The sequence below is a fragment of the Halomonas qaidamensis genome (assembly GCF_025917315.1).
Lineage (GTDB): Bacteria > Pseudomonadota > Gammaproteobacteria > Pseudomonadales > Halomonadaceae > Vreelandella > Vreelandella qaidamensis.
In genome coordinates this window covers 1,337,930-1,353,511 of record NZ_CP080627.1, presented here as the reverse complement: position 1 = coordinate 1,353,511, position 15,582 = coordinate 1,337,930, and the positions used below count along the sequence as shown (strand labels likewise).

At 52.2% G+C, this 15,582-nt stretch carries 10 protein-coding genes; 9 read left to right on the top strand and 1 reads right to left on the bottom strand.

All coding sequences use genetic code 11. The features are described from left to right. The 8 genes from K1Y77_RS06330 (at window position 1) to K1Y77_RS06295 (ending at window position 13,675) form a co-directional block, all read left to right on the top strand. Entirely contained in the window at window positions 1–408 is a 408-nt protein-coding gene (locus K1Y77_RS06330; protein ID WP_030068926.1) for a CBS domain-containing protein, read from the top strand. A gap of 395 nt (window positions 409–803) precedes the next feature. Further along, a complete protein-coding gene (locus K1Y77_RS06325) occupies window positions 804–1,163 on the top strand; it encodes a hypothetical protein (protein ID WP_030068924.1) in 360 nt (119 codons plus the stop codon). A 26-nt stretch (window positions 1,164–1,189) separates the two neighbouring features. Beyond that, window positions 1,190–2,089, top strand: coding sequence for an AraC family transcriptional regulator (locus K1Y77_RS06320; RefSeq protein WP_264018458.1), 900 nt, complete (start codon window positions 1,190–1,192; stop codon window positions 2,087–2,089). Between the two features lie 242 nt (window positions 2,090–2,331). After that, window positions 2,332–5,523, top strand: a complete 3,192-nt coding sequence (gene putA / locus K1Y77_RS06315; RefSeq protein WP_264430883.1) for a bifunctional proline dehydrogenase/L-glutamate gamma-semialdehyde dehydrogenase PutA — start codon at window positions 2,332–2,334, stop codon at window positions 5,521–5,523. 296 nt (window positions 5,524–5,819) lie between these two features. After that, window positions 5,820–7,310, top strand: a complete 1,491-nt coding sequence (gene putP, locus K1Y77_RS06310) for a sodium/proline symporter PutP (protein ID WP_030068916.1) — start codon at window positions 5,820–5,822, stop codon at window positions 7,308–7,310. 136 nt (window positions 7,311–7,446) lie between these two features. Next, on the top strand, window positions 7,447–11,112 hold the full coding sequence (gene putA, locus K1Y77_RS06305; protein ID WP_264430881.1) for a bifunctional proline dehydrogenase/L-glutamate gamma-semialdehyde dehydrogenase PutA: 3,666 nt from the start codon (window positions 7,447–7,449) through the stop codon (window positions 11,110–11,112). Window positions 11,113–11,262: 150 nt separating this feature from the next. Further along, window positions 11,263–12,753 (top strand): sodium/proline symporter PutP, encoded by a 1,491-nt coding sequence (putP, locus tag K1Y77_RS06300; RefSeq protein WP_030068911.1) that lies wholly within the window; start codon window positions 11,263–11,265, stop codon window positions 12,751–12,753. 295 nt (window positions 12,754–13,048) lie between these two features. Next, window positions 13,049–13,675 carry an OmpW/AlkL family protein gene (locus K1Y77_RS06295; protein WP_030068909.1) on the top strand — a complete coding sequence of 209 codons (627 nt, stop codon included), beginning with the start codon at window positions 13,049–13,051 and terminating at the stop codon, window positions 13,673–13,675. Between the two features lie 156 nt (window positions 13,676–13,831). Here K1Y77_RS06295 and K1Y77_RS06290 read toward each other — a convergent pair whose 3' ends face one another. Further along, on the bottom strand, window positions 13,832–14,164 hold the full coding sequence (locus tag K1Y77_RS06290; protein WP_030068907.1) for a YqcC family protein: 333 nt from the start codon (window positions 14,162–14,164) through the stop codon (window positions 13,832–13,834). Between the two features lie 285 nt (window positions 14,165–14,449). Between K1Y77_RS06290 and K1Y77_RS06285 the strand changes: the two genes are divergently transcribed. Continuing rightward, window positions 14,450–15,502, top strand: coding sequence for a DUF3549 family protein (locus tag K1Y77_RS06285; protein ID WP_264430878.1), 1,053 nt, complete (start codon window positions 14,450–14,452; stop codon window positions 15,500–15,502). Window positions 15,503–15,582: the final 80 nt, after the last annotated feature.

The window sequence follows — 15,582 nt, the reverse complement described above, 5'->3', positions numbered from 1 at the left end:
ATGAATAAAAAAACCCCCGATACCGTGCGCGATGTCATGTCACGGGACTGCTATCGTGTTACTGGTGAGACCTCTATTACCACCTTGGCTCAGGGTTTAGCATTACATCGCTTACCAGGCGCTCCGGTGGTAGATACCTCTGATCGGCTAATTGGTTTTATATCGGAACAGGATGTGATGGGCCGCGTTTTAGACAGTATCTACCACGACGATGAAGCGCCGCTGGTTCGGGAATTAATGCGCCAAGATGTGCTCACAACAACGCCCAACAAAAGCATCACCGATTTGGCACAAGAGATGCTCGGAGCTAAGCCCAAGATTTATCCCGTTGTGGAACAGCAACGTTTAGTCGGCATTGTAACGCGCCGTGATATTTTAATGGCGCTGCTTACTATTCGCCGCCACTAACCGTTATTTATCAGCGATTCTCTGTCTAGTAGCTGCCATCTGCTGGGCCTTGATCTATTCGCTGAAGGCCACGAGCTATCAACCACATGTTCTCTTCGCTGCGGATAGCCACTTATCGACAACACCTTTTCGGTTAAATAAGTGTTTGCGTTAAGTGAAACGACCATCTTAAAAGCAAAAAAAACCGCTGCTTAGTATAAGCAGCGGAAGCAAGGGATCGAAAACAATAGCCAGAACAACACTATTAACGACTGCTATCGCGATGTTGCCTGTAAACCTTCAGACACCGTGCACAGGAAAAGTTCGCAAAACGGCAAAATTTTCGCCTTAAGGAGCAGCACGCGTATACTGGTTTTCAACTTTCAAACGAGTACTGCTACTGCGGGGAGCCTAGTATGGCACTGTACCTATTGGTGTTTGGCGTATGTTTATTGGTGATAGGTGCCGTGCTGTTGATATTAATGACGGTAGGTACACCACGCTACCGCACCGAACCCCATGACCTGCTCGCTTTATTTGACAAAGCGCTGGAAAGCAAGGTCAGTGAAACCGAATGGAATGCCATTATTGGCTACCCCATTCGTCACGATGAGTATCTAGATAGTGTGCGCCGTCGCGCAGCGCATTTAATGGACTCCTACGGGCGCCATTGGCAAATTGCTCGAAGCAAACCGTTACTTAACCAGGAGGGTTACACGGAACTGAAAGCTTTACGTGATCATTTAGCGGCACATACAGCGCTGCGCCAACGCTAATAGGCCAGCAGTGCCGAGGAGACCCCATGCCGAGTACTATTCGTCAAATCCCTTTAGAAAGCGCCACAAAACATCACTCCCACGACTTTCACCAAATAGTCATTACGCTTTGCGGCTCTTCAGAATTTGAAATCGAAGGCCTCGGTGGCCGCGTCAACGCCTTCTCTGGTTGCATTGTTCCTGCTAACCATGAACATTTTTATTCAGGTAACGGCTACAACCGGCAACTAATTCTTGACCTCCCTGAAGATGCGCCAGCTCTGACGGGTGAACACCGCGAGTTAGTGGCCCTGTTTGATGCCCCGCGTTTTTTTGCCTTAGACAACCCATTACGCCACTACCTAGCCTTTGTAGAAAGCGAACTCGCCCAAGGATTTGACACGTCAGCCATGTCTTTTCAGCAGGATCGGCTTGCTGCCACTTTGCTAGGTTCATTAAAAGCTCGTTTGGGCGCAACAGAGAGCACCTCTCAGCGTCGTCTTAATCTTAGTCAAATTGATCGTTTCATTCGCCACCACTTGGCCGATGAGCTAAGAGTCGCTGATTTAGCTAAGCTAGCGTGCCTTAGTGAAGCACACTTCTCTGAGCGCTTTCGCATCCAAACGGGCCTATCGCCCTGGCAATATGTGCGACGCCAGCGCCTACACGCGGCTCGTCAGCTAGTATTACAAAGCCGCCTGCCACTCACCGATATTGCCATTCAAACAGGCTTTGCTAACCAAAGCGCTCTTTCCCACGCTTTTCGGCGTAGCTATGGGGTATCACCCCGCCAATTACGCCAGGGTGCGGGAATAGCCAATACACCTCTTGATTCAGCTGTTCGCTCAACTGCTTATTCAACGGCTTATTCAACGCCGTTAGCGCCTTCCTCGACGCCCACAGGAGCAGCTGCTAAAGCTGGTGCACTCTCATCTCGCTCATCATAAAGCCGTTAGCTGGGTCGCTTAACGCGTAAGTTTGTGTGTTGGCAGCCATTTAGAAACTAAACTAAAGTCTTAAAAAGCGTTTCTTACCGAGAAATTGACACGTTTTGCCATGAAAACGACATACACCTAATGGCAGCTCGCTCTACATTCGTCCGTTATCTTGGGCATAACGCCCTATCATCTCTTTAGTTCGGTTATTTGATTCAGCTTTTCGCTTTCTGTACAGACTTATGGGGGCCTCAATGCTCAATGCCAAGAAAATGCGTGACCCTGCCATCTGGCAAACCGATCTTGATACGCTAATGCAGCGTGTTAGTGATCACTATCTTGTAGATGAGGATGCCTTCGTCAGTGAGCTCATCAAAGTTCTCAATGCTGACAGCGACGATTTCGTACGGATTGAATCGAATACCGCAGCGCTAGTGCGTGATGTTCGTAATATGGATACGGCTGTTGATACGATTGACGAACTATTACAGCAGTACAGCCTGGACACCCATGAAGGCCTAATGTTGATGTGTTTAGCAGAGGCTATGCTACGCATTCCAGATAAAGAGACCGCCGATGCGCTAATTGAAGACCGACTTGGCCCCGCAGATTGGAAGTCTCACGTCGGTAAAAGTGAATCATGGATGGTAAACGCCTCTACATGGGGTCTATTGATGACTGGCCATGTATTGAAGCTTGACCATCCAAAAGAGGGCCAACCTGCCCACTTTATTAACCGCATGGTTAATCGCATGGGCGAACCAGTGATTCGTCGCGCCATGATGGAAGCGATGAAAATCATGGGCAAACAGTTCGTTTTAGGACGCGATATTAATGAAGCACTAAAGCGCTCTAAGCCGCTATTTAATAAAGGCTACACCTACTCCTATGACATGTTGGGAGAGGCAGCGCGCACCCGAGCCGACGCCAAGCGCTACTATGATGACTATGCTCGCGCAATCGAGCAGGTCGGCAAAGCCTGTAAAACACTGGGCGATAAAACCCCTGCACCTTCAGTATCTATCAAGCTGTCTGCCCTTCATCCGCGTTATGAGTTTGGCCGCCGTGAGCAGGTACTTGCCGAACTCGTCGATACGGTTATTCAGTTAGTCACCAAAGCCCGTGAACTTGATGTCGCCGTCACTATCGATGCAGAAGAAGTTGATCGTTTAGAGCTTTCACTAGAAGTTTTCCGTGCGATTTATGAAAGTGACGCAGTGAAAGGATGGGGGCACTTTGGTCTTGTCGTTCAGGCATATTCAAAGCGCGCTTTGCCGGTGCTGCACTATATTAATCGCCTAGCCGAACAACAAGGCGACGAGATCCCGTTGCGTTTAGTAAAAGGTGCTTATTGGGACAGCGAAATCAAAGAGTCTCAACAGCTTGGCGTTGACGGCTATCCGGTATTTACGCGTAAAGCCTGTACCGACGTGGCTTACTTGGCCTGCGCCCAATTCCTGCTATCCAACGATACTCATGGGCGTATTTTCCCTCAGTTTGCTACCCACAACGCTCATACCGTTACCACGATTCTTGAATTAGCCAACCACGATAGCCGCCCGTTTGAATTCCAGCGCTTACATGGCATGGGCGAAGCCCTTTACGACGCGGCTCTCGAGCGTGCTCCTAAAGGCACTTATTGCCGTATTTACGCCCCGGTTGGCGCCCATAAAGACCTACTGCCCTATTTGGTACGTCGTCTACTTGAAAACGGTGCCAACTCCTCTTTTGTTCACCAAATTGTCGATCCAGAAGTCCCCGTAGAGTCATTGTGCCAACATCCCATTGAAACGCTTCGTCAGCAGAAAACGTTCGCCAATAAACGTATTCCACTGCCGAAAGATATTTACGGGCCAAAACGCCGCAACTCTCGCGGGGTCAATCTTAATATCCGTAGCCACTTCTATCCGCTAATGGAAAAGATGGGCACGTTTATGGATAAGCAGTACCTCGCAAAACCGCTGCTGGCCTTTGATGTTGCCGACGATGCCGACAACACCCACCCAGTAACCTCGCCTTTTGACCGACGCAAAACCGTAGGCAGCGTTCAGTGGACTAGCAAAGAGCAGGCAGCCAAAGCGCTCGATGCAGCTTGGCAAGCCTTCCCGCGCTGGGAAACGACCCCAGTGAGCGAACGCGCTGACATTCTGCGCCGCCTGGCCGACCTGATGGAAGAGCACATGCCAGAGCTAATGACGCTCTGTTCACGTGAAGGCGGTAAGTTGCTCACCGACGGTGTCGACGAAATCAAAGAAGCCGTCGACTTCTGCCGCTACTACGCCATGCGTGCTGAAGAAGCGTTTGGCCAACCGATTGAACTGCCTGGCCCAACCGGCGAATCCAACCGTTTGATGATGGGTGGTAAAGGCGTATTTGCAGCGATAAGCCCTTGGAACTTCCCAGTAGCTATCTTCTGTGGCCAGATTGTTGCCGCCGCCGTTGCTGGCAACACTGTGCTTGCCAAACCTGCAGAGCAAACCTCGATTGTTGCCCACCGCGTGATTGAACTGCTGTACGAAGCAGGCATGCCGCGTGATGTGGTTCAGCTACTGCCCGGCGATGGCCCCACAGTGGGCAGCGTGTTGACCTCTGACCCCCGCATTACAGGTGTTGTATTTACCGGTGGCACCGATACAGCGCAGATCATTAACCGCGCGCTTGCCGCACGGGAAAACGCACCGCTACCAACGTTAATTGCCGAAACGGGCGGTATGAACGCAATGATTGTCGACTCAACCGCTTTGCCTGAACAGGTGGTTGTGGATGTGATTCAGTCTGCGTTCCAGAGTGCCGGTCAGCGCTGCTCCGCACTACGGGTACTTTATCTACAAGACGATGTTGCCGACCGGGTGATTGAGATTCTTAAAGGTGCCATGAATGAACTGCGCATTGGTGACCCTCGCGATTTAGGCACTGACGTTGGCCCAGTGATTGATGAAGATGCGCGTAAAGGTCTGATGGCGCATATTGAAAAACTCAAGGGCGAAAACCGATTAGTCGCAGAAACTCCGATGGCGGCGGAACACACCCAAAACGGCACGTTTGTTGCGCCTGCCGCTTTTATCATCGACAGCATTGATGCGCTGACCCGCGAGCAGTTTGGTCCCATTCTGCACATTGTGCGTTACAAGGCCCGCGAACTTGACCGCGTTATCAACGACATTAATGGTCGCGGATATGGCCTTACTTTCGGGGTTCACAGTCGCAATGAGTCTTTTGCCGCTGAAATAGCGCAAAAAATGCGGGTGGGCAATGTGTATATCAACCGGAACATCATCGGCGCGGTAGTTGGCGTACAACCTTTCGGTGGACAAGGCTTATCGGGTACTGGGCCAAAAGCAGGCGGTCCGCACTATCTACAGCGCTTTGTGACTGAAAAAACGATTACCAATAACACCGCTGCTTTAGGTGGCAACGCCTCGCTTCTGGCACTTGGCGATGAGTAAACGATTTATCGCTACTAAGCCTGCGCTTGAAAATAAAGCAGCGCTTATGACTGAAAAATAGTGGAGCGATGACTTCCGCTTTCACAGCCTACCTAGTCTTCGATCATTGATGTATGCCTAGGTAGGCTTTCTTAGGGCCAGCAATATGAATAGAAAAAGAATTCAACAACTATATTTAACAACACTGCTTAACAATAACGGTAACAACAACAAGGCTGCGCTATTACTCGTTTCCTCTCGGTAAGCGCACAAACCTGTCGGCGTTATGTCCGGCCTAATGTACTGAAGGAGTTTTTATGGCTATCGGTGTTTGGATCAGTCTTTTTGCATATTTTGCGCTCATGATCGCCATTGGCGTTTATGCCATGCGCAAAGCAACCTCTTCATCGGAAGATTACATGCTGGGAGGACGAGGCTTAAGTCCACAGGTAGCGGCTCTTTCAGCCGGTGCTTCAGACATGAGCGGCTGGTTGCTGCTGGGGTTACCTGGGGCAATGTTTGTATCCGGTTTAGGCTCAGCCTGGATCGGTATCGGCTTGCTGGTGGGAGCGTTCTTCAACTGGACCCTGGTCGCACCACGGCTTCGTGAACAGACCGTTCACTACGGTAATGCGATCACTATTCCAGCCTTCCTTGCCAATCGCTTCCCGACTCGGGCGCTTTCCCTGCGAACAGTATCCGCTATTGTTATCGTAATTTTCTTTGCAGTTTACACAGCCTCTGGCTTAGTGGCAGGCGGCAAACTGTTTGAAAGTGCGTTTTCCGGCATCTATAACTTTGGCGATATGAGCAACTACGCCATGGGGGTCATGATCACCCTCGGCGTGGTGCTGATTTACACCGTCGTGGGTGGCTTCTTGGCCGTGAGCATGACCGACTTTGTGCAGGGCTGCATCATGATGCTAGCTCTGGTCATCATGCCAGCGGTGGTGCTCTTTGGTGAAGGTGGCGGCGGGTTCTCCCAAGCCACACAGACACTCAATGAAGTCGACCCCACACTGCTTTCCTGGACCTCGGGGCTTACTTTCATTGGCTGGCTGTCAGCGGTTACCTGGGGACTGGGCTATTTCGGTCAACCGCACATCATTGTTCGCTTCATGGCAATTCGGTCACAAAAAGATGTGCCAGTTGCACGTAACATTGGCATGGGCTGGATGCTGATTTCCCTAATTGGCGCGGTTTCTTTAGGTATTTTTGGTCGCGCCTATGCGATTCGTAATGGATTAGATGTCCAGGACCCAGAAACAATCTTTATTATCTTGGCGGAGCTGTTGTTCCACCCGTTGATTACCGGCTTCCTCTACGCAGCTCTACTGGCGGCCATCATGAGCACGATTTCCAGCCAGCTGTTGGTGTCCTCGTCATCATTGACCGAAGACTTCTATCGCCTGTTCCTACATAAAAAAGCGTCCGAGCAACAGTGTGTGGCTGTAGGCCGTGTTTGCGTAGTATTGGTGGGCATTGTGGCCGCTATTATCGCGTCTGATGAAGACTCTCAAGTACTAGGATTAGTCAGTAATGCCTGGGCAGGTTTTGGTGCGGCGTTTGGCCCTCTGATTATTTTATCGTTGATGTGGCCCCGTACAAACGGCAACGGCGCTATCGCGGGCATGGTAGTGGGTGCGGCAACCGTTATGATCTGGATTGCGTTGGGCTGGAACGGTTCGTTTATGGGCGGCCCTGGCGTGTACGAGATTATTCCTGGCTTCATTGCTTCCTTCATTGCCATCCTGGTGGTAAGCAATGCGACTGCTGACTCTGGCGAATATCAGCATATTGAGCGCTAGTAAGCGCACAACACGCTGAAGGTATCCGAAGGGCTCCGGCAGGAGCCCTCTATTATTGTTTTGATTTTTTTGTTTACTGAAAAAATCTAAGTCGACATATCACCGCTAGGTGTCGACCAGCAAGAAGAGACCCATTATGAACAAAGCCAATCTTCATTTGCATGGTGACGTCAGTGATCTACGCGCACGCATCCGCAGTAACTATGACGCTGATGAAGCGGCGGTACTGCACGAGTTAACCAAGCGTATTAAGCTGTCAGAAGACGACCGCCGTCAGGTGGCTGCCGTCGGCGCTAACTACGTTGAGCGTGTCCGCAAGGAAAGATCCCCCTCAATGATGGAGGCGTTCCTCGCTGAGTATGGACTTTCTACGACCGAAGGCGTCGGCCTGATGTGTTTGGCAGAAGCACTGTTGCGTGTGCCTGATGCAGAAACCATCGACGATTTAATCCACGATAAGATAGAGCCGTCCGACTGGGGTGCGCACCTGGGCAAATCGTCCTCGTCGATGGTCAACGCATCGACTTGGGCACTGCTGCTGACCGGCAAGGTGCTGGAAGAAGACCCCAAAGGCCCAACGCGTGCACTGCGCGGTCTGGTACGCCGTATGGGCGAGCCGGTAGTGCGTAAAGCGGTAGGTCAGTCAATGAAGATTCTTGGCCGCCAGTTCGTACTTGGCCAGACCATTGAAGAGGGTATGAAGAATGCCCGTGACCTTGAGAAACAGGGCTACACCTATTCCTATGACATGCTAGGCGAAGCGGCTCGCACTGACGAAGATGCCGTTCGTTATCATGAAGCTTATGCCAAGGCGATCACTGCGATTGCTGAACAGGCTAAGGGAGATGTGCGTGGAAGCCCCGGAATTTCGGTGAAGCTATCAGCGCTGCATCCGCGTTATGAGTACACCCATCGTGATACGGTGATGGCGGAGCTCGTACCGCGCGCGCTGGAACTGGTCAAGCAAGCGGCCAAAGCTAATATCGGTTTCAATATCGACGCCGAGGAGCAGGATCGACTGGACCTGTCTCTCGACGTGATTGAGGCGTTAATGGCCGACCCCAGCTTAGATGACTGGGAGGGCTTTGGAGTCGTTGTACAAGCTTACGGGCGCCGTGCCGCGCCGGTAATTGAGACACTCTACGAACTTGCCGAGCGGTTCAATCGCAAGATCATGGTGCGTTTGGTCAAGGGGGCTTACTGGGATACCGAGATCAAGCTGTCTCAAGAGATGGGTGTGAAAACTTTCCCAGTCTTCACCCGCAAGGTAAATACCGATGTCAGCTACATGGCCTGCGCCCAAATGCTGCTCGACCGTCGCGACCGCATCTATCCGCAGTTCGCGACTCATAACGCCCACACCTGCGCCGCCGTCGTGGAGATGGCGGGCAGCGATAAGGACAGCTACGAGTTCCAGCGCCTGCATGGCATGGGCGAATCGCTACACCACATCGTTAAGGAGACAGAAGGCACCCACTGCCGCATTTACGCGCCGGTTGGCGCACACCGCGACCTGCTCGCCTATCTGGTACGTCGACTGTTAGAAAACGGCGCCAACTCCTCGTTCGTTAACCAAGTGGTGGATAGTTCTATCCCCCCAAGCGAGGTCTCAAAGGATCCAGTTGAAGGGTTTAAACAGCTTGGCAGCGCCATTTCAAGCCCGTTGATCCGCCAACCCGGCGAGCTATTTGAGCCCGATCGCAAAAATTCCAAGGGCTACCGCATTAACGAGCCCGCCTCGATCTTGCCTCTGCTCACTGCTCGTGAAGCGTTTGCCGACAAGACATGGACCGCCGGCCCTATGCTGGTAGGAAACCCTGCTCCCCAAGGTCCGGCTCGTGAAGTTTTCTCCCCCGCTGACAGCTCTCGAGTTATTGGTACGGTGCATGAGGCCACCCCAACGGAGGTAGCCACCGCGCTTGACGCTGCTGAAGGTGGTTTCCGCGAATGGTCAGCGCGCTCGGCGGCCGAGCGCGCTGAGGTACTGCGTCGTACTGCGGACCTCTTTGAGGAGCACATTGCCGAGTTGACCGTCATCACCACTCGTGAAGCCGGTAAAATGATGTTCGACGGCATCGCTGAAGTACGCGAAGCGGTAGATTTTCTACGCTACTACGCCAACGAAGGCGAACGGCTTGAAGCAGAAGAGCCGGGGAGCGCTCGCGGCATCTTCGTCTGCATTAGCCCATGGAATTTTCCGCTGGCGATTACTACCGGACAAATTGCTGCAGCCTTGGTAGCTGGCAATGCGGTACTTGCCAAGCCTGCCGAGCAAACCCCGCTGATCGCCGCCCGCGCCGTCGAACTGATGCGTGAGGCAGGCCTGCCAGAAGCAGCGCTGCAATTGCTGCCTGGCGACGGCCCGACGGTGGGCGGCCCGCTGACTAGCGACTCACGTATTGCTGGCGTTTGTTTTACTGGCTCAACCCCAGTGGCACAGATCATTCATAAGGCGCTGGCTGAGAATGCTGGGCCAGATGCCATACTGATTGCTGAGACTGGCGGCCTTAACTCGATGATCGTGGATTCCACAGCGCTGACCGAGCAGGCGGTGCGCGACATCTTGATTTCTTCCTTCCAATCCGCTGGGCAGCGCTGTTCGGCGCTGCGGATGCTGTATGTTCAAGAAGAAGCCCGTGACCGGTTACTTCACATGCTCTATGGCGCTATGGACGCACTTACCATCGGCGACCCCTGGAATACCGATACCGATGTTTCACCAGTGATTGACGCTGATGCTCAGGCCGAGATAAACGACTATGTAACGGCACATGAGAAGGCTGGCAAAGTACTGAAGAAGCTGTCCTCGCCAGCCACTGGTACCTTCGTTACCCCAGCGGTAATTGAGGTCGGCGGCATTGAGGATCTCGAGCGCGAGATATTCGGCCCGGTTCTGCACGTAGCCACTTTCAAAGCGCGAGACATCGACAAAGTAGTCGATGCTATCAACAGTAAGGGGTACGGGCTGACCTTCGGCCTGCATACCCGTATTGATGACCGTGTGCAGCAAATCGTCGAGCGCATCCATGTTGGCAATGTTTATGTCAACCGCAACCAGATTGGCGCTATCGTCGGCTCACAGCCGTTCGGTGGCGAAGGCCTTTCAGGCACCGGCCCCAAGGCCGGTGGCCCGCTTTATGTTGCTCGCTTTCGCCGCACCGCCACTGCCGAAGGCTACGCGATGCCCGAAGGGAAAACCGTGGCACTCGACACTCTCCAATCGGCCCTCGACGGTTTAGATGCACGTAATTGGGCGGCGAGGCCAGACCGGGTAGAAGTGTTGCGCAAAGCACTTTCCGGCAAGGGTGGAGTGGTCCGCCGGGCGCTGAATGAGACGGCGGCTCTCGATATGACGCCGCAGACCCTTCCTGGGCCAACAGGGGAAAGCAATCGTTTGGCGATGTATCCGAAGGGAGCGGTTCTGTGTCTCGGGCCGACCTTGGATATCGCTGTTGCCCAAGCAGTGCAGGCACTTGGTGCAGGCTGTTCGGCAGTAGTGATCGTGTCAGGTGCATCTCAAGCTATTCAGCCGCTGATGGATGCCGGAGCACCGGTCATTGGGCTAGACGGGAGCATCACAGCCGAGACGCTAAGTGAAGTCAAAGGCATTGCAGCGGTGGCCGCAGCTGGCAAAAGCGACTGGACCCATGAACTGCGTATTGCGCTTGCCAAACGCGACGGTGCTATCGTGCCGCTCGAAATCCAGCCCCTTTCACCGGATCGCTACGTGGTTGAACGCCACTTGTGCATCGACACGACCGCGGCGGGTGGTAACGCTAGTCTGTTGGCAACGGCTGAATAAGCCCCACCAGCTTTATCGACGTTTCCTTTCATTACTGAACGTCGGTAAAGCCAATGTTCTACCGGGAGACGCCCGCACGGGCGTCTCATTAACAAAAACAAGCGCGCACCTGTTGGCGCTAGCTCCATCCTGACGAATGGGAGAACTTTCATGGCTATCGGTGTTTGGATCAGTCTCATTGCTTATTTTTTGCTCATGGTCGCCATTGGCATTTATGCCATGCGCACCTCTACCTCTTCCTCTGAAGATTATATGCTGGGCGGCCGCACCCTCAGCCCCAAAGTAGCGGCACTATCGGCAGGGGCGTCAGATATGAGCGGCTGGTTGCTATTGGGCTTGCCAGGGGCAATGTTCGTATCGGGATTGGGGTCAGCCTGGATCGGGATTGGCTTGCTCGTAGGGGCGTTGTTCAACTGGATTCTGGTCGCCCCGCGCCTGCGTGAGCAAACCGTTCACTACGGTAATGCGATTACCATTCCAGCCTTTCTTGCGAACCGCTTCCCGACACGTGCGCTTTCCCTGCGCATGGTGTCTGCTATCGTGATTGTTGTTTTCTTCTCAGTTTATACAGCATCAGGCTTAGTCGCTGGCGGCAAACTATTTGAAAGCGCATTTTCCGGCATCTATAACTTCGGTGACATGAGTAACTACGGCATGGGGGTCATGATTACTCTTGGTGTCGTGCTTATTTATACGGTGGTCGGTGGCTTCCTCGCTGTGAGCATGACCGACTTCGTGCAGGGCTGCATTATGATGCTAGCCTTGGTCATCATGCCAGCAGTGGTGCTGTTTGGTGAAGGTGGCGGCGGGTTCTCTCAGGCATCACAGACACTTAATGAAGTCGACCCTACCCTCTTATCCTGGACGTCAGGACTAACGTTCATCGGCTGGTTATCTGCCGTTACCTGGGGGCTTGGCTATTTCGGACAACCGCACATTATTGTGCGCTTCATGGCTATTCGGACATTGAAGGATGTTCCTATTGCCCGCAACATTGGTATGGGTTGGATGCTGATTTCACTCATTGGCGCTGTTTCACTGGGGATATTTGGCCGGGCTTATGCCATCCGTAACGGTCTGGATATCGAGGATCCCGAAACGATTTTTATCGTTCTGGCAAATCTGCTGTTTCACCCACTGATTACTGGCTTCCTATATGCAGCACTGCTCGCTGCCATCATGAGCACCGTTTCTAGCCAGCTACTGGTGGCCTCTTCATCGCTAACCGAAGACTTTTATCGTTTGTTCCTACACAAGAGTGCCTCTGAGCAGCAGTGTGTAGCCGTTGGCCGTGTCTGCGTAGTACTGGTGGGCATTGTGGCGGCAATTATTGCAGCTGATGAAAACTCTCAGGTTTTAGGACTAGTCAGTAACGCCTGGGCTGGCTTCGGTGCGGCGTTTGGGCCACTGATTATCTTATCGCTAATGTGGCCACGTACAAACGGCAATGGTGCTATCGCAGGTATGGTAGTAGGTGCGGCAACCGTCATGATCTGGATTGCATTAGGCTGGAATGGCGAATTTATGGGCGGCCCTGGCATCTATGAAATCATCCCTGGCTTCATCGCTTCCTTCATTGCCATCCTAGTGGTGAGCAATGCAACAGCTGATTCGGGTGAATATCAGCATATCGATCGCTAGACGAGCGTTAATTACACATAAGCCTAATCATCGTTAATATGGCCCTGTGTGCTTTCCGTGTCGCTCACACCGACACGGAAGGCTCTAAGTAATATCTTAACTACCTAACCTCACGCCTCCCTGTGGCTTTTTCTGCTATTTTTGCAGGTCTTTTTATCGCTCTTTGCCCTAGGTCAATAACCTGCCTTCTTCTGCCCGATACACTTCTTGTATGGTTTACGTTTCTATTAAACAGTCCACGTTAACCACTCTCACTCAATTGTAACGACCCACGTAAACGGTCAGGAGCAACGCTATGCGCCATAACTCTCTTTCAACACTGGTTGCCACTGGACTCGCAGCGGCCACACTGATGGCAAGCGGCCAAGTTTTAGCTTACGGCGCTGGCGATTTCTTTACTCGCGTGGGCGTTGCCAAAGTGGAACCAACAAGCGACAACGGCTCATTAGCTGGCGGCGCATTCGCGGTTGATGTTCAAGATAAAACCGACTTCGCCTTTACCCTGGGTTACCGCTTCCACGATAAGGTGGGCATCGAGCTACTGGCTGCCCTGCCGTTTGAACACGATATTGCGCTAAACGGCGACAATCTCGCTTCTACCAAACACCTTCCCCCCACGTTAACGCTGCAGTACTACCCGTTAGGTGGTACTGAAGCGCGTGTCCAGCCCTATGTCGGTGCAGGTATTAACTACACCTTTTTCTCTGACGAAGAGCTAGCGATTGGCGAGTTGGAGCTGGACGACTCTTGGGGCGCCGCGGCTCAAGTGGGTATCGATTTACTTATCGATGAGAACTGGGCACTAAACGCGGCAGCGTGGTACATCGATATCGACACTGACGCAACTGTTAATGGTGCCGCAGCAGGCACAGTAGAGATCGATCCGCTGGTGGTAATGGGCGGCTTAAGCTACCGCTTCTAACTCTGAGTGCAAACGATTTCTGCTAGCCGTGTCATCGTATGAAAAATGCCCAGTACCGTTCACGGTGCTGGGCATTATCTTTGGTGTTGCCGTCATTTTGAATAAAGATTGTGCATTAACATTCAGCTCAGCCACTGTTCAGTGGAATATCGCGAACTAGTTGTCAGTCACAATCTGATCAATCCTTTCGACGGCTCTAACAACCAGTAGTTGGTCGCTGGCACGAACCTTTTCCTGCATTAAATAAGCAGCCACTGCCGGTGCTACATCACACTTAGCAGGCATAGCGGATTGGGCTTCAATCATTGCATTTAGTCGAGCAATAAACACAAAGCGAATCCATTGAGGCAACGACATCGTATCGATGCAGAAAGGTTGTTCACTAGCAAAGGCAGAGGCCTCTGGCGTTGGCATACGCCATAAGTTTGCGGCCTTCATAGTGGCTTCAAGCTCAAGAAGCGCGGTTTGAAGCTGTTGATGGACGCTCATAAATACCTTTTTCATTTAGATCAGTAGGCATCTATTATCCCAGTCCTGTGAGTAAGTTGCCAACTGCCTAGCGGAATTTATGCGTTATTCACAGATTCACAGAAAACCTGCAAGAGGCTGTGGATAAACTATGGAAAGATGTCGCTAGCGTTACTCCCACGCGGGTTACACTAAGTTGCGCAATTTTTAACCACTTTAATAATAAAGCGCGGATTATTCAGCGTTTGCGGCTGACAGTGACATAACAGCAAGGTAGAGTGCAGGCTTGAAACGCGGAAGGATGTCATGCAACCAATCCAGACACTTGATGAATTTTTTACACGTAGCGGCGCAGACGTTTCCCTTTACTATATGGGACGACGCGTAGCAGCCTGCCCGCGAGACACGCTAAGGGCATTTGAAAGCGGCGAGATTGCCTGGCCGGAACCGTGGCAACAACAAGCACGGCTTGGCATTGTTTTTCGTTTAGGCGACATGCCTGAGCCGGCCATCTGGTTTTTAGCGCTACCACTAGACGAACAAGGCATGCTCTCACCTGCACAGCGCGATGGCTTTATTAATCGCCTGCTTGAAACCCTTGGCCGAAATGTCACGCAGATAGAAAATAAACCACTAGCTCAGACGGAAACGGCAGATGTGGATCATCTGATGAAGGATAATCCGCTCGCTTTCGCGCCTGACATTATCTTTCAAGCAATGCTCAATGCCCAGGCTACCCACGCGTTAGGATTAGCTGCTAGTCAACATTTAGAGCCTGTAGAAGCCTACCTTAGCAAACAGCAAACCATTGACTGGCAAGCGCTGGGCCTGCAGGGTATCGCTGATTACGTGGTGCGCCTGGACGGGCAAACGTCAGACGCGCTAGCGCTACACCTCCCCTACCTGCCAACTGATGTTATTCACTCGCTTTGCTATTGCTTAGAACATAGGCCGCTTGCTGAATCACTGGTAAGTGCCCTAAGGGCGCGTGGAGAGCAAGCTGCCAGCAATGCTGATATCGAAACCTTGTGCGCCTGCATACGTGCGGTGGGCAGCACATCATCGGCTAGCGTGGGCAGTTGGTATTCAAGTCTATTGAATGATCCTGCTGCTTGTGGCCCAGATGTAATTGCTGCCATCGCTGGTCGCGGCTGGTTACTGTTAGAAGATGCAGATCGGTTGCCACTCTTGTTACAGCGTTTGGCAGAAGACAGTCGTACCAAGTTTAATGCGGTCGTTCGAGACCTTGCATTGATTCCCAGACTTCGGCTACCCGTTATGCTGACATTACGTGACGCATTACCAGGCTCTGCTATACAACAACGACTAAGCGCCATAATGGCTTACGCTAGAAAGTAACTCCTTTTGTATGCAACGCTTAGCGATTAATTAATGTGTCTCACTCGTTTGTTTCACTGTATGAATATATTTGTCAGGAG